This is a genomic window from Marinobacter sediminum, assembly GCF_016820575.1.
GTDB lineage: Bacteria > Pseudomonadota > Gammaproteobacteria > Pseudomonadales > Oleiphilaceae > Marinobacter > Marinobacter sediminum.
In genome coordinates, this window is sequence record NZ_JAEMQH010000004.1 from 1 (window position 1) to 24063 (window position 24063).

The 24063-nt window shown below is 58.5% G+C and carries 19 protein-coding genes; 10 read left to right on the top strand and 9 right to left on the bottom strand.

Annotated elements, in window-relative coordinates; translation table 11 throughout:
• Nucleotides 1–223: 223 nt before the first annotated feature.
• Genes purT through FGO67_RS15490 form a run of 4 tightly spaced genes read right to left on the bottom strand, consistent with a single transcriptional unit; the run spans nucleotide 224 to nucleotide 2778 of the window.
• Entirely contained in the window at nucleotides 224–1423 is a 1200-nt protein-coding gene (purT, locus tag FGO67_RS15475) for a formate-dependent phosphoribosylglycinamide formyltransferase (RefSeq protein WP_203301593.1), read from the bottom strand.
• 44 nt (nucleotides 1424–1467) lie between these two features.
• Entirely contained in the window at nucleotides 1468–1650 is a 183-nt protein-coding gene (locus tag FGO67_RS15480) for a DUF1289 domain-containing protein (protein WP_203301594.1), read from the bottom strand.
• Nucleotides 1647–2180 (bottom strand): gamma carbonic anhydrase family protein, encoded by a 534-nt coding sequence (locus FGO67_RS15485; RefSeq protein WP_203301595.1) that lies wholly within the window; start codon nucleotides 2178–2180, stop codon nucleotides 1647–1649. Before FGO67_RS15485 ends, FGO67_RS15480 begins: the two co-directional genes overlap by 4 nt.
• A 10-nt stretch (nucleotides 2181–2190) precedes the next feature.
• A complete protein-coding gene (locus FGO67_RS15490; protein WP_203301596.1) occupies nucleotides 2191–2778 on the bottom strand; it encodes an NUDIX hydrolase in 588 nt (195 codons plus the stop codon).
• Nucleotides 2779–2876: 98 nt separating this feature from the next.
• Between FGO67_RS15490 and FGO67_RS15495 the strand changes: the two genes are divergently transcribed.
• Nucleotides 2877–3434, top strand: coding sequence for an NUDIX hydrolase (locus FGO67_RS15495; protein ID WP_203301597.1), 558 nt, complete (start codon nucleotides 2877–2879; stop codon nucleotides 3432–3434).
• Here FGO67_RS15495 and FGO67_RS15500 read toward each other — a convergent pair whose 3' ends face one another.
• The gene (locus FGO67_RS15500) at nucleotides 3435–3746 is read right to left on the bottom strand and encodes a YqfO family protein (protein ID WP_203301598.1); all 312 of its coding nucleotides are present in this window, start codon (nucleotides 3744–3746) and stop codon (nucleotides 3435–3437) included.
• A gap of 417 nt (nucleotides 3747–4163) precedes the next feature.
• A complete protein-coding gene (purL, locus tag FGO67_RS15505) occupies nucleotides 4164–8072 on the bottom strand; it encodes a phosphoribosylformylglycinamidine synthase (protein WP_203301599.1) in 3909 nt (1302 codons plus the stop codon).
• 336 nt (nucleotides 8073–8408) lie between these two features.
• Between purL and mltF the strand changes: the two genes are divergently transcribed.
• Nucleotides 8409–9857, top strand: a complete 1449-nt coding sequence (mltF, locus tag FGO67_RS15510) for a membrane-bound lytic murein transglycosylase MltF (protein ID WP_420844522.1) — start codon at nucleotides 8409–8411, stop codon at nucleotides 9855–9857.
• A gap of 13 nt (nucleotides 9858–9870) precedes the next feature.
• Here the strand turns inward: mltF and FGO67_RS15515 are convergent, their stop codons facing one another.
• Nucleotides 9871–10347 carry a regulatory protein RecX gene (locus tag FGO67_RS15515; RefSeq protein WP_203301601.1) on the bottom strand — a complete coding sequence of 159 codons (477 nt, stop codon included), beginning with the start codon at nucleotides 10345–10347 and terminating at the stop codon, nucleotides 9871–9873.
• Between the two features lie 170 nt (nucleotides 10348–10517).
• On the opposite strand from FGO67_RS15515, the gene FGO67_RS15520 reads away from it, so the two are divergent.
• Nucleotides 10518–13010, top strand: coding sequence for a DUF349 domain-containing protein (locus tag FGO67_RS15520; protein WP_203301602.1), 2493 nt, complete (start codon nucleotides 10518–10520; stop codon nucleotides 13008–13010).
• A gap of 9 nt (nucleotides 13011–13019) precedes the next feature.
• Here FGO67_RS15520 and FGO67_RS15525 read toward each other — a convergent pair whose 3' ends face one another.
• Nucleotides 13020–13283 (bottom strand): late competence development ComFB family protein, encoded by a 264-nt coding sequence (locus FGO67_RS15525; RefSeq protein ID WP_203301603.1) that lies wholly within the window; start codon nucleotides 13281–13283, stop codon nucleotides 13020–13022.
• A 189-nt stretch (nucleotides 13284–13472) separates the two neighbouring features.
• Between FGO67_RS15525 and FGO67_RS15530 the strand changes: the two genes are divergently transcribed.
• From FGO67_RS15530 to FGO67_RS15545, 4 genes are all read left to right on the top strand, one after another.
• Complete coding sequence (locus FGO67_RS15530) at nucleotides 13473–14681, top strand: acetyl-CoA C-acetyltransferase (RefSeq protein ID WP_203301604.1); 1209 nt, start codon at nucleotides 13473–13475, stop codon at nucleotides 14679–14681.
• Between the two features lie 31 nt (nucleotides 14682–14712).
• The gene (locus FGO67_RS15535; protein WP_275297958.1) at nucleotides 14713–16863 is read left to right on the top strand and encodes a 3-hydroxyacyl-CoA dehydrogenase NAD-binding domain-containing protein; all 2151 of its coding nucleotides are present in this window, start codon (nucleotides 14713–14715) and stop codon (nucleotides 16861–16863) included.
• Between the two features lie 238 nt (nucleotides 16864–17101).
• Nucleotides 17102–19276: a carboxy terminal-processing peptidase gene (locus tag FGO67_RS15540; RefSeq protein WP_203301605.1), complete on the top strand. Its 2175-nt coding sequence runs from the start codon at nucleotides 17102–17104 to the stop codon at nucleotides 19274–19276.
• Between the two features lie 17 nt (nucleotides 19277–19293).
• Nucleotides 19294–20094, top strand: coding sequence for a helix-turn-helix domain-containing protein (locus FGO67_RS15545; RefSeq protein ID WP_203301606.1), 801 nt, complete (start codon nucleotides 19294–19296; stop codon nucleotides 20092–20094).
• Here the strand turns inward: FGO67_RS15545 and mtnA are convergent.
• Nucleotides 20083–21159, bottom strand: a complete 1077-nt coding sequence (mtnA, locus tag FGO67_RS15550; RefSeq protein ID WP_238942509.1) for an S-methyl-5-thioribose-1-phosphate isomerase — start codon at nucleotides 21157–21159, stop codon at nucleotides 20083–20085. The genes FGO67_RS15545 and mtnA overlap by 12 nt on opposite strands.
• A 108-nt stretch (nucleotides 21160–21267) precedes the next feature.
• On the opposite strand from mtnA, the gene FGO67_RS15555 reads away from it, so the two are divergent.
• From FGO67_RS15555 to gph, 3 genes are read left to right on the top strand one after another with little or no spacing between them, the layout of a single operon-like run.
• Nucleotides 21268–22608 (top strand): TRZ/ATZ family hydrolase, encoded by a 1341-nt coding sequence (locus FGO67_RS15555; RefSeq protein WP_203301608.1) that lies wholly within the window; start codon nucleotides 21268–21270, stop codon nucleotides 22606–22608.
• Between the two features lie 33 nt (nucleotides 22609–22641).
• Nucleotides 22642–23358, top strand: coding sequence for a bifunctional 2-polyprenyl-6-hydroxyphenol methylase/3-demethylubiquinol 3-O-methyltransferase UbiG (ubiG, locus tag FGO67_RS15560; protein ID WP_203301609.1), 717 nt, complete (start codon nucleotides 22642–22644; stop codon nucleotides 23356–23358).
• Nucleotides 23348–24013 (top strand): phosphoglycolate phosphatase, encoded by a 666-nt coding sequence (gph, locus tag FGO67_RS15565; RefSeq protein ID WP_203301610.1) that lies wholly within the window; start codon nucleotides 23348–23350, stop codon nucleotides 24011–24013. The genes ubiG and gph overlap by 11 nt, the downstream gene beginning before the upstream one ends.
• The last annotated feature ends 50 nt before the right edge of the window (nucleotides 24014–24063 follow it).

Sequence of the window (24063 nt, forward strand, 5' to 3'; positions counted from 1 at the left end):
TGAAGAAATTTGAAACTCAATTTCTTCAACAATTTCAAACGGTTGCCTTCCTCGGTAGCCGCTGTGTCAGTGGCTTGTCCCTCAGAAGAGATGCGCATTCTACAGACCTGCTGAGAGGTGTCAACGGTTGGTTTTAACTTTTTTCAAAAACCGTTTCTGACCGCCTCAAACCACCCTCTCACAGGGGCCTCTATTATAGACCACTATAGATAGTCCCGCCTGGCTAGAGTTCCACCTTTACGGCCGCTGCTGCCGCACGCGCTTGGTCGCGCGCCTGTTCAACGGTTTTCCCACGAGCCAGAGCCACACCCATGCGCCGACGCCCCTTCAGTTCCGGCTTAGCAAACAGTCGCAATTGGGTATCTGCCTGAGCCAGAGCATTTTCCAGACCAGAGAAACGAACGTTGTCAGATTCCCCCTCGGGCAGGATAACCGCGGAGGCCGACGGGCCATTCTGCCTGATCACCGGAATGGGCAAACCAAGGATCGCTCTTGCATGAAGGGCAAACTCAGACAGCTCCTGGGAAACCAGGGTAACAAGACCGGTGTCATGAGGACGCGGCGAGACTTCCGAGAACCAGACCTCGTCACCTTTAACAAACAGCTCTACACCATAAAGTCCGTAGCCACCCAGATTGTCGACGACAGCACGGGCAATCTCCATGGAACGGTCCAGCGCCAGGGGCGACATCGGCTGGGGCTGCCAGGACTCCCGGTAATCGCCGTCTTCCTGGCGATGTCCGATCGGATCACAGAAGGAAATGCCATCCCGGTGCTTCACTGTCAGCAGGGTGATCTCGTAATCGAAATCGACAAAGCCTTCGACAATCACCCGCCCCTTTCCGGCACGCCCACCGGACTGGGCATAGTCCCAGGCAGCATCCACACTCTCTTCACTCCTTACGGTACTCTGCCCCTTACCAGACGAACTCATCACCGGTTTGACCACAAGCGGAAGTCCTACTTCCTTAATGGCAGCGAGATATTCATCCCGGGTGCCCGCAAACCGGTAAGGTGAGGTTGGCAACCGAAGCTCCTCAGCGGCAAGCCTGCGAATACCTTCGCGGTTCATGGTCAAATTGACCGCACGAGCGGTTGGGATTACCCGATAGCCCTCGTCCTCCAACTTCACCAACTCTGGCGTCGCGATGGCTTCGATTTCAGGAACGATGAGTTGGGGCCGCTCCTGCTCAATAACCCGGCGCAAACTGTCGGCATCCAACATGTCGATAACATGGCTACGATGTGCCACCTGCATCGCGGGCGCGTCGGCGTAACGGTCAACGGCAATCACTTCCACACCGTAACGCTGAAGCTCAATCACCACCTCTTTACCCAACTCACCTGCGCCGCAGAACAAAACCTTGAATGCGCCGTCTTTATATGGAGTGCCAATTCGAACCGTGCCGGTTGTTTCTGTCATGCCTGAGCCTGTCTTTCAGTTGAAGGGAGTTGCTGCAGCCTGGGTCACAGCGCCACGTTTTCTTCGCGCACGGCAACATTACGCAGCACTTCCCTGCGCTCGTCGTTTGTCATTTGTGTCCAGCGAAGAATCTCATCGCCGGTACGCTGACAACCAATGCACATGTCGTTTTCATCGAGGGCGCATACCTGGACGCAGGGTGAGCGCACTTTATCGGCCACACTCATCGGGATGGCTCACAAGGTTTCAGCTTGGCCAGGTAACGAGCGCCGTTCTGCACATAGTGCTGCGCACTCATCTCCAGCATCTTTTTCTGGTTGTCATTCAACTCCCGTTTGATCTTGCCGGGCGAGCCAACCACCATCGATCCATCAGGAATCTCCATGCCTTCAGGAATCAGGGTATTGGCCCCGATCAAACAGTGCTTGCCAATCTTTGCGCCGTTGAGCACCACCGCGTTAATACCAATCAGGCTGTAATCGCCGATATCGCAACCATGCAGCATCGCCTTGTGGCCAACGGTAACGCCCCGCCCCAGGGTCAGCGGAATACCCGGATCGGTATGCAGCACCGAGCCATCCTGGACATTACTTTCCGGGCCAATAGTGATTAGCTCGTTGTCACCGCGGATAACCACGTTGAACCAAACACTCGACTTATCCATCAAGCGCACACTGCCTATAACTGATGCGTTGTCCGCAACAAACTGACCTTCACCACTCAGTTCGGGGATACGCGTTTCCAGCTGGTAAAACATGTCAGCCTCCTTAGCCTGCATTGGGCGGTTCCAGCAAATCGATACCGGCATCGTACACAGCGTTCATAAAATCAACCAGAACCACCGCCGACAACCCCCATATCTGATAACGATCCCAGCGATAACAGGGTACGTAAAAGGTATGGTTGAGGAAGTTCAAAGCGTCCGTGCGTTCACGCCTGTCCTCAAGTAGAAACGACAAGGGAACACGAAATACGCTCTCAATCTCATATGGATTGGGTTCCATGGGGTGGTCCACGGGTATCACGCCAACATAAGGTGTGACCAGAATGCCGTATCGGGACATCACCTGGCTCAAGGGAGCAATGATCTGCACCTGCTCAGGGGGCAAGCCAATTTCTTCGTGAGTTTCCCGTAGCGCGGTGGCTGCCAGCGATGGGTCCCCCGGGTCCCGCTTGCCGCCGGGATAGGCAACCTGGCCCCGATGAGTGTTCAGATTCGAGGACCTCAACGTAAAAATCATTTCAGGGTTACGATGATCGTCTGTAATAGGCACGAGGATACCGGCTTCCGGATAATCCAGTGCCAGCTGCCTGGGTGCATAGCCCGCCAGACGTTCGGCAAGTAAATCGCGCAAATTGTCGCTCCAGGAGTACATCGCAGGTTGGATGAGACAGAGGCAGCCACGATCGTTAAACTGACTACCAAACCAATTTCCAGTATACGGGGAAACACATGAAGTACTGCAGCACATGCGGCCATCTGGTTGAACAACGCATCCCCGAGGGCGACAACCGCCACCGCTATGTTTGCGTAAGCTGCGAGACCATACATTACCAGAACCCTCGCATTGTCGCCGGCACGGTTCCCATCTGGCAGGGCAAGATCCTGCTTTGCCGCCGCGCCATCGAACCCCGGTATGGCTACTGGACCTTACCCGCAGGTTTCATGGAAAACGCCGAGACAACCATAGAGGCCGCTGAACGGGAAACACGGGAAGAGGCCCTGGCCGAGGTCGACATCGAGGGCTTGTACTCGATCATCGACGTTCCTCATATCAACCAGGTGCACATGTTCTACCGTGCCACCCTGAAAAACGGCGAATTCGGGGCGGGCGAGGAATCCCTGGAAACCCAGCTGTTCGCCCTTGATGACATTCCGTGGAACGAACTCTCCTTTCCAACGGTCCGAAAAACCCTGGAACTGTTTCTTGAGGACTTCCGAAAAGAGTCCTTTGGCGTCCACGTGCAGGACATTCGGCACCCGATGTCTTCATCAACCCGCAGAGACTGATTACAGCTCCTCCATTCGATACACTTCGTAGGCAGGCTCTTCATAGGGATGGGCCTGCTTCAGTGCCTTCAGCGCCTCACCGACCAGGGCGTCTTCACACACCAGCTCCACCTTGTACTCCGCTACTACCTCCAGCTCCCCCTGATTGCCCAGGAATGGGTCGCTGCCTGCCAGCGGTCGAAACTGACCCTGACCCAGACATTGCCAGGCACAGCTGTCGTAATCACCGATCCGGCCTGCACCGGAATTGAACAGTGCATTCTTAGTCTGTTCCAAATGAGTCTCGGGCACGAAATAGCACAATTTATACATGGCATTCCCCCTGAATATTCGGATATTTTTTGTACAGATTAATAGCTTAGAAACTTACCCACAGAATCTGTGGATAACTCTGGGGAAAGTTTTTGGGAACACGCCCCAAAACCCCGGAATTACTGCACTTGTGTTAAATTGGCGACAAAATCACCCGATTGATTTTATTTATATTTTTCAATACCTTATATTCGGCGCCCAAAAATTGAACCTGTTTCTCACTCTTTGTTCACAGAACGCACAACCAGGCACCAACAGTGTGCATAAAACAAATGAGTCAAGGGCTATTTTGCCAAAATTCCGGGTTTTGGGCCTTGATATTGGCGTCAATTACGGGAATCCATGACACAAAAAAACCGGCCGTGGAAAATATCTTCTTCAGACACCTCCAGGGCCGGTTTTGTTCAGTCCGCGGTTTTAGGCGAACCAGTGCCTCGCATTCCGGAACATGCGAATCCAGGGACCGTCCTCTTCCCAGCCCTCAGGACGCCAGGAATGCTGCACAGCACGGAATACCCGTTCCGGGTGAGGCATCATGATGGTCACCCGGCCATCGCGGGTCGTCAGGCCTGTAATTCCGCCCTCAGAGCCGTTCGGGTTGAACGGATAGCGCTCCGTTGCCTGACCACGATTGTCGACATAACGCAGGGCTACGAGTTCGTTTTCGGTGAGGGTAGCAGCATTGCCCCCGCCGTTGAACTCGATCCGGCCTTCGCCGTGAGCGACTGCTATGGGCATGCGTGAGCCCGCCATGCCATCAAGGAACGCCGACGGCGACTGCATGACTTCTGCCATCACCAGCCGGGCCTCGAACTGCTCTGACTGGTTGCGCACAAACCGCGGCCAGCCTTCGCTACCGGGAATCAGTTCATGCAGATTGGACAGCATCTGGCAACCATTGCAGACACCCAGTGCGAGCGTGTCCTGGCGGTTGAAGAAACCGGCAAACTGATCCCGCACCCGGTCACTGAACAAAATGGACTTGGCCCAGCCCTCACCGGCACCAAGCACGTCGCCGTAGGAGAATCCACCGCACGCCACCAGACTGTTAAAGCCTTCCAACGTGATCCGTCCGGACAGCAGGTCGCTCATGTGAACGTCGACTGATTCGAAACCGGCCCGATCGAACGCAGCGGCCATCTCTGTCTGGCCGTTAACGCCCTGCTCTCTGAGCACTGCAACCTTGGGACGCGCGCCTGAATTGATGTAAGGCGCGGTGATGTCCTCATTGATGTCGTAAGTCAGCTCGGCACTCAAGCCCGGATCGTCGGCATCCAACAGGTTGTCGAATTCTTCCTGAGCGCAATCGGCATTGTCACGCAGGGACTGAATACGGTAACTGGTTTCAGACCACAGACGCTGCAGTTCAACACGTGGCTCGTCCACCACGGACTCACCCTCGAAGCTCAGCCGTAGCTGATCGTCATCGTTCAGGGTACCGATCACACTGGTATGGTCGCCAAGGCCGGCGCCAGAGAACTGCTGCAGCACAAAGTCGGTATCTTCACGGCGAACCTGAATAACCGCACCCAGCTCTTCATTGAAGAGTTCCCGGGCGAACTGCGATGCATCTTCCGCCAGCCCATCGAGCTTGACGTCAACGCCGGTACGGCCGGCGAAGCTCATTTCGGCCAGGGTGACAAACAGGCCGCCGTCTGAGCGGTCGTGGTAGGCCAGCAATTTGGCATCGCTGATCAGACCCTGGATAACCGCAAAGAACGCCTTGATGTCTTCCGGATCATCAAGATCCGGGGCCACCGCGCCTACCTGGCGATACACCTGGGCCAGCGCTGAACCACCGAGGCGGTTCTGGCCCGCAGCCAGATCGACCAGGATCAAGTCGGTGTCGCCAGCATTGGTAATCAGCTGCGGAGTCAGGGTCTTGGCAACGTCGGTGACCGGCGCAAAGCCACTAACCACCAGGGAGAGTGGCGCTGTAACGCTCTTCTGCTCACCGCTGTCCTCTTCCTCCCACATGGTCTTCATGGACATGGAGTCCTTGCCCACCGGGATAGTGATACCCAACTCGGGGCACAGCTCCATACCGACAGCCCGAACGGTTTCGTACAGGTTTTCGTCCTCGCCCGGATGACCGGCAGCGGCCATCCAGTTGGCGGACAGGCGAATGTCGGAAAGCTGGCTGATCGGGGCAGCCGCCATATTGGTGATCACCTCACCAACCGCCATACGGCCGGAGGCCGGCGCATCGATAACCGCAACGGGAGTGCGCTCGCCCATGGCCATGGCTTCACCGGCACGGACATCGAAGGAACTGGAAGTAACCGCCACATCGCTGACCGGAACCTGCCAAGGGCCAACCATCTGATCTCGGGCGACCAAGCCAGTGATGGTCCGGTCGCCGATGGTGATCAGGAAGCTTTTGGAGCCCACCGACGGTAACCGCAGAACCCGACGAATGGCATCGTTCAGGTCAATCTTGGTGGAATCAAAGATCGGCTTGGTAAAGGAGGCGCGGCTGACACTGCGGTGCATGCGTGGCGGCTTGCCAAACAGCACGTCCATCGGCAGATCGACCGGCTTGTCATCAAAATAGGAATCGCCCAGTTCGAGGTGATGGCTCTCGGTGGCCTCACCGATCACGGCGTACGGGCAACGCTCACGACGGCAAAGCGCGTCGAACCGGTCCAGATTTTCCGGTGCAACCGCCATTACGTAGCGTTCCTGGGATTCGTTACACCAGATCTCCAGCGGTGACATGCCGGGCTCGTCGCTGGGGATATCCCGCAGCTCGAACTTGCCGCCCCGGCCGCCGTCTTTCACCAGCTCGGGCATCGCATTGGACAGGCCACCTGCGCCAACGTCATGGATAAAGCAGATCGGGTTGTGGTCACCCATCTGCCAGCAGCGGTCGATCACTTCCTGGCAGCGACGTTCCATTTCCGGGTTGTCGCGCTGAACCGATGCAAAATCAAGGTTCTCGTTACTTGAACCAGAATCCATGGACGAAGCTGCACCACCACCCAAGCCAATCAGCATGGAAGGACCACCCAGCACGATCAGCTTGGCGCCAACCGGAATATTGCCCTTCTCAACGTGATCTTCACGAATATTGCCCAGACCACCGGCAATCATGATTGGCTTGTGATAACCGCGTACTTCGTCGCCCGCCGCACCCGGTACTTTTTCCTCGAAGGTACGGAAGTAGCCGGCTAGGTTCGGGCGGCCAAATTCGTTATTGAAGGAAGCGCCTCCAATGGGCCCCTCAATCATGATGTCCAAGGCCGAAGCAATGCGCTCTGGCTTGCCGTAGCCAATTTCCCACGGCTGGGTGTCACCCGGCAGGTTCAGGTTGGACACCGTGAATCCGCTCAGCCCCGCCTTAGGCTTGGAACCACGCCCGGTGGCACCCTCATCGCGGATTTCACCACCGGAGCCGGTGGCCGAGCCTGCGGCCGGCGCGATCGCGGTCGGGTGGTTATGGGTTTCCACCTTCATCAGGATGTGGATGTCTTCCTGGTTGTAACCGTAGACACCTGTCTCAGGATCCGGGAAGAAGCGACCACCACGGCTGCCACGAATAACGGACGCGTTGTCCTTGTAAGCAGACAGCACCCCTTCGCTGTTCATCTCGAAAGTGTTGCGGATCATCGCAAACAGCGATTTTTCCTGACCCTCACCGTCGATATCCCAGGAGGCGTTGAAAATCTTGTGCCGGCAATGTTCCGAGTTGGCCTGGGCAAACATCATCAGCTCAACATCGGTTGGGTCCCGCTGCAAATCAGTGAACGATTTTGCCAGGTAATCAATCTCGTCTTCGGCCAGCGCCAGGCCCAAGCGGCTATTAGCCTCAACCAGGGCGGTGCGGCCGCCCGCCAGAACCGGCACCCGGCCAAGCGGACGCGGCTCTTCATGGCTGAACAGCAGTTCGGCGCCACCCATCTCATGAAATACTTTCTGGGTCATGCGATCGTGCAGCAGTGCCGCAATTTTCTCGCGCTGAGCCAGCCCCAGCTTTTTGCTGGCACGAACATAAAAAGCTGTACCACGCTCAATACGGTGAATCTGGCGCAGACCACAGTTACGGGCGATGTCCGTCGCCTTGCTGGACCAGGGTGACAGGGTGCCGGGCCTGGGAACAACCAGGAACAGGACGCCGTCAGGTTCCTCAACGGGAACGCTGGGACCATAGGTCAGCAATCGATCGAGGACGGCCTGTTCAGACGCTGACAGGCTGTCCTCCAGATCCACGAAGTGCATGAACTCGGCGTATACATGCTCAACTTCAGGAACAGCATCCTGGATACGAGCGTGCAATTTGCGGGAGCGGAATGGCGAAAGCGCGGGAGCGCCGCGAAGTTCAAGCATGATATCAACCTGTATCGCGCGAAACGGGGGATGGCTGGGTGCAATTTTGAAAGGCCGACATGATACTCGAAAGCGAGGTCGGGATACAGCGCCGCGGTAGGGAATTCCCCCGAGTACAATTGACATTGTTTTGCATATAAACTGATCAGCTTTGTTGACCCGCTTACCGGCAGCGACGATCATAAAGGCGTGGCAACGGAAGCTACACCGAGTGTGACACCGGATGCGTCCAATACTCATACACTGACGTATCCCGACGATTCAGCTGTAAGGGAGTCCAGGGAATTGCTCAGATTCTTGACTGCTTTCGCAGCCGCACCGGTTCAGGTAATCCTGTTGATCAGTGCAGCTGTGGCCTTAGTTGGCTGCTCGCGCCCCAGTACACTGCAGGAAGTTCTCGCAGAGGACGTTTTGCATGTAATTACCCGTGAAGCCCCCTCGATTTATTACCAAGGGCGAGACGGTGCGACCGGCTATGATTACGAACTGGCAAAACGGTTTGCCGATGAACTCGGCGTCGAGCTGCGGGTTCGCGTGGCCGAAGATAACACCGAAATTCTGTCCGTACTGTCCAGGAATTACGCCCACATCGGCCTCGCCGGTTTATCGGGGCAGCCGGGCATTGCTGGCCAATACCGGGTGCTGCCCACCGGCATCACTGCGCAGTCAGTGGTGGTTTACCATCGGGACCACATGCGCCCGGAATCCCTCGAAGACCTGACCGGCCAAACGCTCCACCTGGTTGCTGAAAGCAATCATGAGCATCTGATCGCCGATAAGGATCAAGGTTTTGACTGGCAGGTTCATCCCAGCATTGATGCGGCCGGTGTGCTGGCGCGGGTGGAAAGCGGTGAGTTTGCCTATGCCGTGGTGTCATCCAACGAACTGGAGCTGAACCACGTCTTCTACCCCCATGTGAAGAAAGCCTTTTATCTGGGTGAGCCGGAAGAACTGGCCTGGCTCTTCCCCACCGACCAGGACAACACACTGGTGAATGCCGCCAGCGAGTTCCTGGACAAATTGAAGGCCGATGGCACCCTGGACCAACTCGCTGAACGCTTCTACGGCCACCTCGACCAGCTTAACTATGTCGGCGCACGAACCTTCATGCATCACGTCGACAACCGCCTGCCCAAGTACGAGGCGCTGTTTCAGGACTACGCCAGCGATTTCGGGATGGATTGGCGCTTACTCGCCGCCATTGGCTACCAGGAATCTCACTGGCGCCCCAATGCGGTTTCGCCAACGGGTGTGCGTGGGCTGATGATGCTGACCCGGAATACCGCCAGCTATATCGGCATTAATAACCGGATGGATGCCGAGGAAAGCATTCAGGGTGGTGCCAAGTATTTCCGGATGGTGCATCGAAAGATCCCTAAGCGAATACCGGAACCGGACCGCACCTGGTTCGCGCTGGCTTCCTACAATGTCGGCTTTGGTCATCTTGAGGATGCCCGCCGCCTGACTGAAAGCGCCGGCAAGAATCCAGATCGGTGGATGGACGTTAAAGAGTTCCTGCCGCTGCTGGCTCAGAAGGAGTGGTACACCAAGACACGGTTTGGCTTCGCCCGTGGCCACGAGCCGGTGCTCTACGTGCAGAATATCCGCCGCTATTATGACGTCCTGGCCCGGATTACCGAGCGAGCACAGCCTGATGCTACTCCGCCCGCTGAGGTGGTGAGCCTGGAGCCCCGGAACCCGGAAACCGCTTCAGACCCTCAGAGCCAGCCAGACATGCGGGCAAGCCTGCCGCCCGAATTGGGAATGATCCCGCCCACGCTCTAGCAATCGCCGACGGCTACTGCTCGGGAGCCCTTGCTTCCAGCGCGCGCTCGACCTGACTCCCGGAATAACCGCGACGATTCAGAAATCGGGCCTGACGTACCTTCTCATCCCAGTCATTCTGCAGGTCTTCCAGGCCGAACCGCTTTTCCCTGAGCAACACAGCGCGGCGACACCAGTCCTCTTCGGTCATTTCATCCAGGCACTCCGGCGTACGGTGCACACCCCGCTGCTGAAGCTCCCCCAGAATGCGCAGCGGTCCGTAACCGATGTCCATCCGCTGCCGGGCGTACACATCCGCAAACCGGTCGTCGTCCAGCCAACCCTCGGCCTCATACTCGTCCAGTACCGCCTCAATAATGGCCGATTCGATCTTGCGTTGGCGCAGTTTCAATGACAGCTCAAGCCGGCTGTGCTCGCGCCTGGCCAGCAGCCTCAACGCCGACGAGCGGGCCTTGTATTCCTGATCGTCCTGATTTTCCGGTTTTGCCATTCAAACCCTTCCCGCGCGCGTCTTCAAAACGCTAGACTAGCCACCAAATTCATTCCTGCCGGAGGCACACCGGCAGGCCGTACCCGGCTTTCCGATTTGAAAGCCGATGGCCGGTGGCGGCTTACTTTGCCCGACACCGTGAACTGGTTTCAATCCTAAAGGATACCCTCATGGCCGCATTCCTCCAGAAACTGTTTAAATCCCGCAAATCACCGGGCGCCAATGCCAAACCGCAAAACCAGCCCCGGACGCCGGACGTTGAGAAAGCCGAGCAAGCGGAAAAAGCCGAAAAGGACGAGGCACGAGCCAACCTCAGGGCATCCCAGCTGAAGGCTCTTGAGGGTTCACCGACTCAGAAAGACCTTGCCGAACTGGCCATCAGCGGTGTCACCGCCGAAGTGCGCCTGAATGCAGCGACCCGTTTGACCGACGGCGACTGCCTGCAAGAGGTTCAGAAAAAAGCAAAAGGCCGGGACAAAAGCGTCTATCAGGCGGTCCGGCAGTCGCTGCAGAGCCTTCGTGAGGAGCAGGCCCGGCTTGAGGCCATTTCAGATTCCATCACTACGCTGATCAGCAACGCCAACGATCAAGCCCGGAGCGAGGACACCAAGCTCTACGAGGCACGCCTGGAAACCCTGAACCAGAAATGGGCCGAACTGGAAGCACACGCGACCGAAGAACAGGCCCAAGCGTTCCTCGAAGCCAGCTTCCGCTGCAAGGAACGGCTGCAGGCCATTCAGGCAGCCCGCGACGAAGAGGCGCGCCATCTGGAACAGACAAGGCAACGGGAAGAGACCCTGAGCCTGCTGTCCACCACCCTGGAAGACTTGCGCGGCCAATCCCCGGACACCCTGCCCTCCCTGGCGTCTCTGGATGCCCTGCAAAAAACGCAGGAAAACCGCTGGCTTGAAGCCACTCGCGACACACAGGTGGACAAGCAGCAGCAGAAAACCTACGAGGCCACCATGCTGGCCCTGCGCAACTACGTCAGCGCCATTCGCCAGATTGGTCAGGCCAGGGAAGCCCTGACAGAGCTGGCCGATGCAGCCGCTTCTGAAACCGTCTCCGATGAGCAGCGCACCCAGGCCAAGACCCTGAGCCAGGAAATTAACTGGCCCGACGGCTTCCCGATGCCGTCCCTGCTGATTCCGGCTCACAAGCTGGCCGGCCAGCGCAAACAGGCGGCACCGCCCAAGGCGGAAGATCTGGACAAGCAGAAAACCATCGCTGCGGACCTGGACACCACCATTGCCAATCTGGAAACGGCGTTAGAAGCCAAACAACTGAAAGAATCGCGGCAGCTGTTCAAAGCCGCGCAACAGCAGTTCAAATCTCTGGATCATCGCCACGGCAAGCCGTTCCAGGCTCGAATGCAACTGTTGACCGGCCAGCTCCGGGAACTCAGCGACTGGCTCGGCTTTGCCACGGAACCGAAACAGATCGCCCTTTGCGAACAGATGGAACACCTGGCCGAACAGCCCATAGAACCGGAAGCCAAGGCAGAGCGCATCAAGGAACTCCAGAACGAATGGCGCAATCTTGGTGGCTCTTCAGACCGGGAACTCTGGTCACGTTTCAAGGCCGCCTCGGACAAGGCTTACGAGCCGTGCAAGGAATACTTTTCCGCGAAATCCGGACTCAAACGCGCCAACCTGAATACACGCCGGGAGATCTGCGCTGAGCTGGAATCTTTCCTCGCTAATGCCGACTGGTCCAGCATCGACTGGAAAGCCGCTGAAAAGATCCACCTGACGGCACGCCAGGAATGGAAAGCCGCCTGGCCTGTGGAGTTTCGGGAGAACCGACAGGTGCAGAAGCATTTCGACAGCCTGCTTAAAAAACTGGAAGCTCCGCTGGATGAGGAACGTCAGAAAAACGAAGCGCTGAAGCAAGAAATCGTCGACAAGGCCGTTGCCCTGATCGATCACGAGCCTCTGCAAGATGCCATGAACCAGGCGAAAAACCTGCAGTCTGATTGGAAAGCCATTGGCATTACCCGGCACCGTGAAGATCGCAAACTCTGGCAGGCCTTCCGTAAGGCCTGCGACCAGATTTTCGCCCGGCGCGATGCCCAGCGTAGTGAGCAACAACAGGCTACCCAGGCGGCCGATGACGCCGCTGTGACAGCACTGCAGGAAACCCAGGGCATTCAACGTGGACAGGATGTCAGCGTGCTGACCGAAGCCCTGAGTACGCTAAACAACCTGCAAATGCCGGCACTGTCATCCGACGTAAAGGAGCGAGTTCAGGAAGAGAAGCGGCGATTAAAAAAGGCCGTGGCCGATCAGCACATGCTGCACGATATCAGCACCTGGCAATCGCTGGTGCTGGCTCGCACCAACGGGCAGCCAGAGCCGGAGCAGGTACCCAAGCACTGGCCGGATCTGGCGGCAGAACAGCAGGCGTGTGATCACGGCGAACTGGTGATCCGAGCCGAAATCCTCGGCGGCGTCGATTCGCCCGCCTCGGACCGGCAGCGCCGCATGGAAATTCAGGTGCAGCGCCTGGCAGAAGGCATGGGGTCTTCAGAACAGAATACCGATCAGATGGTGGAACTGGAGAAACTGGTCGCTAACTGGTGCCTCAAGTCCTCGGGGCAGGCGCCGGATCAGGCCTTGGCGAAACGACTGAATAACGCTCTGGCCGCCGTGGCTTCAGACTGAACAGCCAGCTCACTCACGCTGATGCTCCCGAACGAAATCCCTGGCGGCCATGACCTCTGCCAGGGATTTTTCTTTCATACTCTTGAGTTCCTCATCGGCCAGGTAGAACATCATATCGATGGAATGTCGGTAATACCGGTTGGGAAGACGGTTTAACGCCACACACATCACATCGGTCAGATAGTCGGCGGTATCCGCCTCCTGTCGCGTGGCGTCTATCGCGTCCAACACCAGCCGTTCGTAAAAATTGTCGATGGCATCTCGAAGGGACATGTCACTGCGCCTCTTGTGGCTTCATGCACTTACCACTAACCATAGAAGCCCCCACTGGCGTTGTCATATTGGCTGAGCAATTTCGCCAATTCGATTGGCAGCCCCCGTCATTACCCCCACTCCCCTCAAACCGCTATGGTTACGCCATCAGCATGTTTATCCGTAACAACAACGATCAGAGGACAGACCATGACCACCGAGGCGTATATTTTCGACGCGGTCCGCACCCCGCGAGGAAAGGGTAAGAAAGACGGCTCGCTGCACAGCGTCAAGCCAATCACCTTGCTTACCACCGTGTTAAACGCACTGCAGCAGAGAAACCAGTTGGATACCGCGCAGGTTGACGACATTGTCATGGGCTGTGTCACCGCCGTTGGCGACCAAGGCGCGGATATTGCCAAGACCGCGGCCCTGGCCGCGGACTGGGATGAGAAAGTGGCCGGTGTGACCCTGAACCGGTTCTGTGCCTCTGGCCTGGAAGCCGTCAACCTGGCGGCGATGAAGGTTCGCTCAGGCTGGGAGGACCTGGTGGTAGCCGGTGGTGTCGAAGCCATGTCCCGAGTACCCATGGGCTCCGACGGCGGCGCCTGGGCTTCCGACCCCGAAACCAACCTGCACACCGGTTTCATGCCCCAGGGCATCGGCGCCGACCTGATTGCCACCCTGGAAGGATTCAGCCGGGAAGACGTGGACGGCTTTGCCGTGAAGTCCCAGCAGAAAGCTGCCAATGCCTGGACCAACGGCTATTTCGCCAAATCCATCGTTCCGGTAACCGATCAGAATGGCGTCACCATTCTCGACCGGGACGAACAGGTTCGCGCTGACACCTCCGTCGATTCCCTGGCCGGCCTGAAACCGTCATTCCAGATGATGGGCGAGATGGGCTTTGACGGCGTGGCCCGGGAAAAATACCACTACGTCGAGAAGATTAACCACGTACACCATGCCGGCAACTCCTCCGGGATTGTCGACGGGGCCACGGCCATGCTGATCGGCAGTGAAGCCAAGGGCAAAGCCATGGGCCTGACACCCCGTGCCCGGATTGTCGCTACCGCCGTCACCAGCACCGACCCCACCATCATGCTGACCGGCCCTGCACCAGCGGCCCGCAAGGCCCTGGAGAAGGCCGGCATGACGGTCGACCAGATTGATCTGTTCGAAGTGAACGAGGCCTTCGCCTCGGTGGTGATGCGGTTCCAGCGGGAACTGTCGGTTCCGGATGAAAAGGTAAACGTGAACGGCGGCGCCATTGCCATGGGTCACCCGCTGGGTGCCACCGGGGCCATGATCCTGGGTACGCTTCTGGACGAATTGGAACGCCGGAAATTGCGCTTTGGCCTCGCCACGCTCTGTGTGGGCGGCGGCATGGGCATTGCCACCATCATTGAACGCGTCTGAACCCGACCCTTTTCCGACAGGAGAACTGATTATGAGTGCTATCCGTTACGACCTGGGTTCAGACCAGATTCTGACCCTCACCATCGATATGCCGGGCCAGTCGGCCAACACTATGAATGGCGCGTTCCGCGAAGCGCTGACCGAGACCGTCGCAGGAGTGAAGCGCGACCTGGACGATCTGCGCGGCATCATCATCACGTCGGCCAAGAAAACCTTTTTTGCCGGTGGCGACCTGAAAGAGTTGCACAAGGTCACCCGCGACGATGCGCAGGCGTTCGAAAACATGGTGAACGGCCTGAAAGCCGACATGCGTGCGCTTGAAACCTGCGGCAAACCCGTGGTTGCCGCCATCAACGGCAGCGCCCTCGGCGGCGGACTGGAAATCGCCCTCGCCTGTCATCATCGAGTGGCGTTGAACGACGACAAACTGCAATTGGGCCTGCCCGAGGTCACCCTCGGCCTGCTGCCAGGTGGTGGCGGCACCCAGCGTCTGCCCCGGATGATCGGCCTTGAGGCGGCGTTCCCCTACCTGATGGAAGGCAAGAAAGTGAATCCGGCCGCAGCCTTGAAGGCCGGCATTGTCGATGAACTGGCCGACACGCCAGAGGATCTGATCACCCGTGCCCGGGCCTTCATCGAAGCCAACCCCAGCTGCCAGCAGCCCTGGGATCAGAAAGGCTTCAAGCTGCCCGGTGGTGCGCCACAGCATCCTGCCATGGCGCAAAAACTGGCGATTGCGCCCGCCATGCTGAAACAGAAGACCAAAGGCTGCTATCCAGCGCCGGAACGCATTCTGTCGGCAGCCGTTGAAGGCGCTCAAGTCGATTTTGATAACGGCAGCCTGATCGAAACCCGATACTTTGCCGAGCTGGTTATTGGCCAGGTCGCCAAGAACATGACCGGCACCTTCTGGTTTCAGCTTAATGCCATCAAGGCCGGCGGCAGCCGTCCCGAAGGCATTGAGAAGGAAACCTTCCGGAAGGTCGGTGTGCTTGGCGCCGGCATGATGGGTGCGGGCATTGCGTATTCCACCGCCACCCGAGGCATTGAGGTGGTGCTGAAAGACGTTTCGGTCGAAAACGCCGAGAAGGGTAAAAGTTATTCGGACAAGCTGCTGGCCAAGAAAGTCAGCCGGGGCCGGATGACGGAAGAGCAGAAGGCAGAGATTCTTGGCCGCATCAAAGCCACCGACAGTGCTGACGATCTGGACGGCTGCGATCTGGTCATCGAGGCGGTGTTCGAGGACAGCGACCTGAAAGCCAAGGTCACCCAGGAGGCGGAGCCGAGGCTTACGCCCAATGGCATCTTCGCCTCCAACACCTCAACCATTCCCATTACTCAGTTGGCTGACGCCTCCAACGCTCCGGAAAACTTCATTGGCCTGCACTTCTTCTCACCAGTGGACAAAATGCAGCTGGTGGAAATTATCGTGGGCAAGAACACCTCCGATGACACCCTGGCCCGGGCGTTCGATTACGTGCAGCAAATCGGCAAGATCCCCATTGTGGTGAATGACAGTCGCGGCTTCTTCACCTCCCGGGTGTTTGGCACCTTTGTGAATGAAGGCATCTGCATGCTTGGCGAGGGCATTCACCCCGCCAGCATCGAGAACGCCGGTGTTCTGTCCGGCATGCCGGTTGGCCCTCTGGCTATTTCCGACGAAGTCAGCCTGACCCTGATGCGTCACATCCGCGACCAAAGCAAGAAGGACACCGAGGCGGCTGGCAATACGTGGCGCCCGCACCCGGCCGAGGCCGTGATCGATCAGATGCTGGATCAGCACGCTCGCAAGGGTAAAGCCGCCGGCGCCGGTTTCTATGAGTACCCGGCCAACGGCAAGAAGCACCTGTGGCCTGAGCTGGAAACCCAGTTCGTCGATGCTGGCAAGGCCCGCTCGGTGGCGTTGCAGGATCTTAAGGATCGGATTCTGTTTATTCAGGCCATCGAAACCGTTCGTTGCCTGGAGGAAGGGGTACTGCGCACCATCGAAGACGCCAATGTGGGCAGCATCTTCGGAATCGGCTATGCGCCCTGGACCGGCGGCGCTATCCAGTTCATCAATCAGTATGGCGTTCGTGCGTTCACCGAACGGGCCCGGGAATTGGCGCAGAGGCACGGCGAGCGATTTGCACCGCCGAAACTGCTGCTCGACCAGGCCGAGGCCAACACCCCGTTCTCCTGACCACCCTGTGAGAGGGGCCCTGCCCCTCTCTTTTTGCTATCACTTCACCGCTCATCTTCTCTCCTCCACACCGACTGTCCGATGTCATACATGACAATTTCATGGACAGATTGTCACGAACCGAAACCATATGCCTATGGCAACGGTGATAGCGCTTGCCTACAATAAATTCATTCGCCAACGGGTTTGAACGGTTCTGTAATTGCGACCGGCGCCCAGCACCGTCAGGTAAGTATTTATGACCATCGCGGAAAGATTTGTCGCCAAGCACACCCCAGCCAGACCCACCCAAACCAGACTCTGCAAGGCCCTGACCATGGCTCTGCTGGTCGCGGTGCCCTGGGGGCTGCAGGCGAAGGTCGATGAGTCGCTGATTTATGAGCCCGTCTCGCCAACCATCGATCAGGCCCGAGCCAACATCCTGATCGCCCGCCAGCTGCAGTTCACCCATTTCCGGGATCTGGGCATCAGCGACGAACTATCCGGCGATGTGTTTGACGCCTACCTGGAATACCTGGATGGCCAACGGATTTATCTAACCCAGCAGGACCTGAACAAGATCAACCGGGTTAAGAGCCAGCTGGGCGCGGCCCTGAAAACCGGCCAGCTCCAGCCCGGGTTCGATATCTACAACCTGGTTCAGCAGCGGGTCATCGAGCGGCTCCAGTTCGCCCTGAATCTGATCAACGACGGCGTTTCCGAACTGGATTTCAGTGTCGATGAGAGCATTCTGCTGGATCGCGCCGAAGCCGAGTGGGAGGCCGACACCAAGGCACTGGACGCACTCTGGGTCAAGCGCATCAAGAACGCGGTGCTGGCGCAGCGCCTGAACGGAACCGACGACGAAACGATCGAAGAGAACCTGCGTCGCCGTTACGAAGGCCAACTTAAGCGGGCCTATCAGGCGCGTAGCGAAGATGCCTTCCAGGCTTACATGAATGCCTTCACCGGCATGTGGGATCCGCACACGTCCTACTTCTCGCCACGCACCTCCGAGAACTTCAACATCAACATGAGCCTGTCGCTGGAAGGTATTGGTGCGGTGCTCCAGTCTGATAACGAATACACCAAGGTTGTTCGCCTGGTTCCGGGAGGCCCGGCCTCCAAGCAGGGTCAGTTGCAGCCCGCCGACCGCATCGTATCTGTAGCCCAGGACGACAAAAAACCGGTCAATGTAATTGGCTGGCGCCTCGATGAGGTTGTCGATCTCATTCGCGGACCACGGAATTCCGTGGTTAGCCTGGAGGTAATTCCCGCCAACGCCAGCGATGAAACCATCACCAAGACCATTGCCATCAAGCGCGACGAGGTCAAACTGGAGGAGCAAAGCGCCAGCAAGGACGTGATTGAGCTTGAACGCGGCGGCGAAGACTACACCGTGGGCGTGATCACCATCCCTACCTTCTACGCCGACTTCCAGGCGATGCAGGCCGGTGATCCGAACTACAAGAGCACTACCCGGGACGTACGCAACCTGATCACCGAACTGGAACAGGAAGACGGCGTTGATGGTCTGGTCATTGATCTGCGCAACAACGGCGGTGGCGCCCTGCACGAAGCCAACGATCTGGTTGGCCTGTTTATCGATAAGGGTCCGACGGTTCAGATCCGCAACGCCAACAACGACGTTCAGGTGCTTAATGACGAGGACCCGTCGGTCTCCTACGATGGTCCGCTGGTGGTGTTGACTAACCGGATGAGCGCCTCTGCATCCGAGATTTTCGCGGGCGCCATTCAGGATTATGGCCGCGGCCTGGTCGTGGGATCGCAAACCTTCGGTAAGGGCACGGTGCAGGCAGTTCGGCCTCTGAACCATGGCCAACTGAAAATCACCCAGTCCAAGTTCTACCGGGTATCGGGCGGATCCACCCAGCACAAGGGCGTGATCCCGGACATCGAAATACCGTCCCGGATCGATAACAACCGTATCGGCGAGGACGCGCTTGACCACGCCCTGCCCTGGGACCAGATCGAGGCAGTTCCTCACAATCGTTACTTCGATTTCAGCGGTATTATCGATGAGCTGAGAGACCGCCACGAGGCACGATTCTCAGACAGCCCCGAATTCAGCCTGCTGCAACAGGAAATCAACTTCCTGAAAGAGCAGCGCAATCTGGATTCCGTGAGCCTGAACTTCGACATCCGCAAGAACCAGCACGACCAGATCGAGCGGACCCGGCTGAACATCGCCAATGCCCGTCGCGAACTGCGTGGTGATGAGCCCTTTGCGACCCTGGAAGACCTCGAAGATTGGCAGGATCAGCAAGCCGCTGAGTTGGACAATACTGACGAAGAGCTGGATTTTGTCATTCGTGAAGGCGGACACATCATGGCGGACATGTTGGAGCTGGATCGGCGGATGGCCTCCATTCTGACGCCGCGTCAAATCGCGGCGCAGGCGCCAGCCCAATAATCGGAACGGGATGGAATATGTCAGAGAACGACAAGGACCAGCCGTCCCGAGCTTCACGACGCGCGCTTCAGGACACCCTGCTGGATGCCCTGCACGCGATGCGGTCGATGGAGGAAATCAAGGAGCTGGAAACCGCCAATGATCAGGAACCCAAGGACTCCGAAGGCCTGATTGACCGGCTGACCAATCTTACCGGCTCGGCCATCCGCTTTGGCGTTCGGGCTACCGATACCTCCATGCGCGTTGGCCGTGCGCTGATTAACTCCCAGGACCAGCTCCGAGCCATGCTCACCGCGGGTCAGTCCCTCAAAGACATCCGCGAAGTGGCCGGCCTGACCCTATCGGAGATGAGCGAAGCGCTGGATCTCAGGGACAAATCGGTGCTTGAGGCTATCGAAGACGGCACCAGCACACTGTCTTTCGAATTGATCCTCCGCCTTGCCGCCCTGATTGCCCGGAACGACCCCATCCCGTTCATCATGCGCACCACCCGCAACTACAACCCCGAAGTCTGGCAGATGCTGAACGATTGGGGGGTTGGCCGTCTGCCGCTGCAGTTCGAGCGGGAACGGGAGTTCATCAACATTTTCCGGCGGCACGATGACGCGCGGAACCTGTCCGATGAAGGTTTTCAGAAGGTGCTGGACTTCACCCGGCAGAGCTTTGAAATGTCCCTGCACTTTGTTGAGGAACAGGAAAAGCAGGTGGCCGAGTTGAAAGCCGCCTATACCGAAAACCTCCCCGAACCAGCGGCCGAAACCACAAAGCCTGGCAAAAAACCGCCAGCCACCCGGGGTAGCAAGCCCTCAGCCAAATAACTGACGCATCCCGGCGTTGTCCGGGTTGTGAACCACCCCTTTTTCGGTAACGATCACGTCGATCAGATTCGCCGGCGTGACGTCGAACACCGGATTGAAAACGTCTACGCCCCCGGGCGCAATCGGGATGCCACGGAACTCCCGGATCTCTGTTCCGTCGCGCTCCTCAATGGGAATGTCCTTGCCCGACGCCAGCGCCATATCCACGGTACTGGATGGAGCTACCACCATAAAACCAACGCGATGGTGACGGGCCAGCACGGCCAGGCTGTAGGTTCCGATTTTATTGGCCACGTCGCCGTTGGCGGTGATGCGATCAGCGCCAACCACCACCCACCGCACTTTCTCGCTCGCCAGGATGGAAGCTGCCGCACCGTCGGCGTTAAGGGTGACCGGAATGCCCTCCTGCGCCAGTTCCCAGGCAGTCAAACGGCTTCCCTGGAGCCAGGGGCGGGTTTCATCCGCGTACACCCTGTGCAGTAATTTCTCCTCATGCAGCCGGCGAATCACGCCCAGAGCCGTACCATAGCCGCCGGTGGCCAGAGCCCCGGTGTTACAGTGGGTCAGTACCGACAGCGGCTGCTCCGGCTGCATGGCTGCCAGGGCGTGATCAGCCATGGCCAGGTTGGCAGCCAGATCTTCCTGGTGGATCGCCACGGCCTCGGCCGCCAGGCGCTCGCAGGCTTCAGCCAGTGAATGGCAGCCGTGGAACACCTTCTCCATGCGCTGCAACGCCCAGAACAGGTTGACCGCTGTTGGCCGGGACGCCGCCAGCTCGCCGATTGCCTGCTGGATTTCAGCTTTCCAGTCGCCACTCCCGGCATGGCGGGCCGCCAGCGCAACCCCGTAGGCGGCACTGATGCCAATGGCCGGAGCACCCCGCACGACCATGTCGCGAATAGACTGGGCCACGCCGGATGCGCCCTCCAGCGTTATCCAGTGTTCCTCTGCGGGCAGGAGCCGTTGGTCCAGTAACTCCAGGCAGTGCTCATGCCAACGCATTGCCACGGTTCCAACCGCTCGTGAAGGGGCGGGAGAGGAAACGGGTGAAGAGGGACTCGACATAAAAACAGCTCCGGTTCTGAAACGCTGAAAAGCGCCAGTATAACGTTTATACTTCCGGGCTACATTTTCAAAGCGCGGAACTCCGCGCCCGGCTCTGAAGGCAGGTAAATGACGGCAGACACCATCACCGCAGCCGATATCCGCATTAACGCCCGTTGGGTGATCCCCATCGAACCTGAAGCCACGGTCCTGGAGCACCAGGCCATCATTATCCAGGGCAACCGGATAGCCGCGGTGATCTCCCGACAGGAGGCCGATGAGCGCTTTCGAACCCGTGAGACCGTCGATCTGGATCATCACGTGGTAATGCCTGGCCTGATCAACCTGCATGGCCATGCGGCCATGTCGCTGTTCCGGGGCATGGCCGATGACCTGCCGCTGATGACCTGGCTTAATGACCACATCTGGCCGGCCGAGGGTGAGTTCATCAATGAAGACTTCATTGCCGACGGCACCCAACTGGCCATGGCCGAAATGCTGCGCACCGGTACCACCACGTTTTCCGACATGTACTTTTTCCCGGAAATCGCCGCCCAGGCCGCCCACGATGTTGGTATGCGCGCCCAGATTGCCTTTCCGCTGCTGGATTTCCCGACGTCCTGGGGCTCCGGGCCCGACGAGTACCTGAGCAAGGGCGAAGCCTTCATCAACAGCTGGCAAAACGACGATTACATTACCCCCGCCATTGGGCCCCACGCGCCTTACACCGTCTCCGACGGCCCCATGCAGGGCGCCATCTCACTGTCCGCCAGCACCGGCGCACCGATCCAGATCCACCTGCATGAAACCGAGTTTGAAGTCGCCGACGCGACTGAGAAACTCGGCCAACGCCCGTTGGCGCGCCTGGCCGATCTTGGACTCCTGGGGCCAAACACCCAGTGCGTGCACATGACCCAGGTGAACGATCAGGACCGGGAAGCGGTCGCCCAATCCGGCGCCCACGTCATCCACTGCCCCGAATCCAACCTCAAGCTGGCCAGTGGCCTGTGCCCGGTTCAGCAACTGATGAACTCCGGGATCAATGTCGCGATCGGCACCGACGGCGCTGCCAGCAATAACGACCTGGACCTGTTCGGCGAACTGCGCACCGCGGCGATGATTGCCAAGGTCGTTGCTGGTGACGCCTCCGCCCTGTCTGCCCACCAGGCTCTCACCATGGCCACGCTGAACGGCGCCAAGGCCCTTGGCCGTGACCATGAGCTTGGCTCACTGGTATCGGGCAAACTGGCGGACCTGATTGCCGTGGACCTGAGCGACCCGTTCCTGCAGCCGGTCTACGACCCCGCATCCCACCTGGTCTACAGCAACCACGGCCGGGCAGTAAGCCATAGCTGGATTAACGGCGTACCTCAATTACAGGATGGCCGGCTCACCCGCATTGATGTAGCTGACCTGATGCTAAGGGTTAATGGCTGGAAGGAACGCATCCGTCAGCAGCAGGCCAAATAACCATACTTCGAAGGATTTCTCAGGCAGCAGACCATGACAAACCAGAACGTAGACCGGAATGAAATTGCAAAGTTTGAGGCGTTGGCCAGCCGCTGGTGGGACCCCACCAGTGAATTCCGGCCGCTGCACGACATCAACCCGTTGCGCTTGAACTACATCGATGAGCGGGTGCCGCTTGCCGGCAAACGCGTGCTGGACGTTGGCTGCGGTGGCGGCCTGTTATCCGAAGGCATGGCCCAGCGCGGCGCTCACGTCACCGGTATCGACATGGGCGAAGCGCCTCTGTCGGTGGCGAAGCTGCATGGCCTGGAGAGCGGCATCACCGTCGACTACCGGCAAATCACCGTTGAGGAGCTGGCCGAGGACCCCGACCACGCTGGTCAGTACGACGTCGTCACCTGCCTGGAAATGCTCGAGCACGTGCCCGACCCGGCTTCGGTGATCAAAGCCTGCTCTGCCATGCTCAAACCTGGCGGCCATCTGTTCGTGTCCACCATCAACCGCAACCCCAAGTCCTTCCTGTTCGCGATTGTCGGTGCGGAGTATGTACTGAACTTGCTGCCCCGGGGCACCCACGAGTGGAAGAAATTCATTCGGCCCTCGGAAATGTCCGATCACCTGCGCCACGCCGGGCTGGAAGTGCTGGAGCTGACCGGCATGACCTACAACCCGGTCACCAAGATTTACAAACTGGGCCGCGACGTCGACGTCAATTACATGATGCATTCCCGAGACGACCGTGAAGCCTGACGCCAACCCTTCAGCCGTCCTGTTTGATCTCGATGGTACGCTGATCGATACCGCCCCGGACTTTATCAGGTGCCTGAACCAGCTGCGCCAGCAGCATGGGCTGACACCCCTGCCGGCAGCTCACATTCGCCGGTCCGTCTCCAACGGCGCCCGTGCCATGGTACGGGTAGGCTTTGGCCTGGAGCCGGAACACCCGGACTACCTCGCCAAGCACACCGCCTTTCTTGATCTCTATGAGGAAGGAGTTGCCGTGGAAACCCGCCTGTTCGAGGGTATGGACCCGATCCTGCTGGGGCTGGAGCAGCGCGGCATTCCCTGGGGCATTGTCACCAACAAACCGGTGCGCTTTGCTGCGCCACTGGTTCAGGCCCTGGGCCTGGCCCAACGCTGCGCGGCGGTAATCTGCCCGGACCATGTGGCCGAGCGCAAACCCCACCCGGAAGCCTTGTTCCTGGCTTGCGACCAGATTGGTGTAGCGCCGGGCCAGGCTATCTATGTGGGCGACCATGAGCGGGACATCGAAGCCGGGCGCAACGCCGGGATGAAGACTATCGCAGTGCGCTACGGCTATATCGAAGAGCCGGCGTCCGTTGACCGCTGGCAGGCCGACATCATCGCCGACACCGTCAGCGACCTGGCAAAGCTGTTACAATAACCGCCAGATTTGAACCCGGTTCCCAAACCGGCAACTGCCTGACACGGAGA

Bases quoted from the DNA above. Each gene is read 5' to 3' on its own strand.
- FGO67_RS15500 (WP_203301598.1), bottom strand. From the start codon at position 3,746: ATGTATAAATTGTGCTATTTCGTGCCCGAGACTCATTTGGAACAGACT.
- FGO67_RS15530 (WP_203301604.1), top strand. From the start codon at position 13,473: ATGACCACCGAGGCGTATATTTTCGACGCGGTCCGCACCCCGCGAGGA.
- purT (WP_203301593.1), bottom strand. From the start codon at position 1,423: ATGACAGAAACAACCGGCACGGTTCGAATTGGCACTCCATATAAAGAC.
- FGO67_RS15480 (WP_203301594.1), bottom strand. From the start codon at position 1,650: ATGAGTGTGGCCGATAAAGTGCGCTCACCCTGCGTCCAGGTATGCGCC.
- FGO67_RS15540 (WP_203301605.1), top strand. From the start codon at position 17,102: ATGACCATCGCGGAAAGATTTGTCGCCAAGCACACCCCAGCCAGACCC.
- purL (WP_203301599.1), bottom strand. From the start codon at position 8,072: ATGCTTGAACTTCGCGGCGCTCCCGCGCTTTCGCCATTCCGCTCCCGC.
- FGO67_RS15495 (WP_203301597.1), top strand. From the start codon at position 2,877: ATGAAGTACTGCAGCACATGCGGCCATCTGGTTGAACAACGCATCCCC.
- FGO67_RS15535 (WP_275297958.1), top strand. From the start codon at position 14,713: ATGAGTGCTATCCGTTACGACCTGGGTTCAGACCAGATTCTGACCCTC.
- FGO67_RS15515 (WP_203301601.1), bottom strand. From the start codon at position 10,347: ATGGCAAAACCGGAAAATCAGGACGATCAGGAATACAAGGCCCGCTCG.
- FGO67_RS15485 (WP_203301595.1), bottom strand. From the start codon at position 2,180: ATGTTTTACCAGCTGGAAACGCGTATCCCCGAACTGAGTGGTGAAGGT.
- ubiG (WP_203301609.1), top strand. From the start codon at position 22,642: ATGACAAACCAGAACGTAGACCGGAATGAAATTGCAAAGTTTGAGGCG.
- FGO67_RS15525 (WP_203301603.1), bottom strand. From the start codon at position 13,283: ATGTCCCTTCGAGATGCCATCGACAATTTTTACGAACGGCTGGTGTTG.
- FGO67_RS15545 (WP_203301606.1), top strand. From the start codon at position 19,294: ATGTCAGAGAACGACAAGGACCAGCCGTCCCGAGCTTCACGACGCGCG.
- mtnA (WP_238942509.1), bottom strand. From the start codon at position 21,159: ATGTCGAGTCCCTCTTCACCCGTTTCCTCTCCCGCCCCTTCACGAGCG.
- FGO67_RS15555 (WP_203301608.1), top strand. From the start codon at position 21,268: ATGACGGCAGACACCATCACCGCAGCCGATATCCGCATTAACGCCCGT.
- FGO67_RS15520 (WP_203301602.1), top strand. From the start codon at position 10,518: ATGGCCGCATTCCTCCAGAAACTGTTTAAATCCCGCAAATCACCGGGC.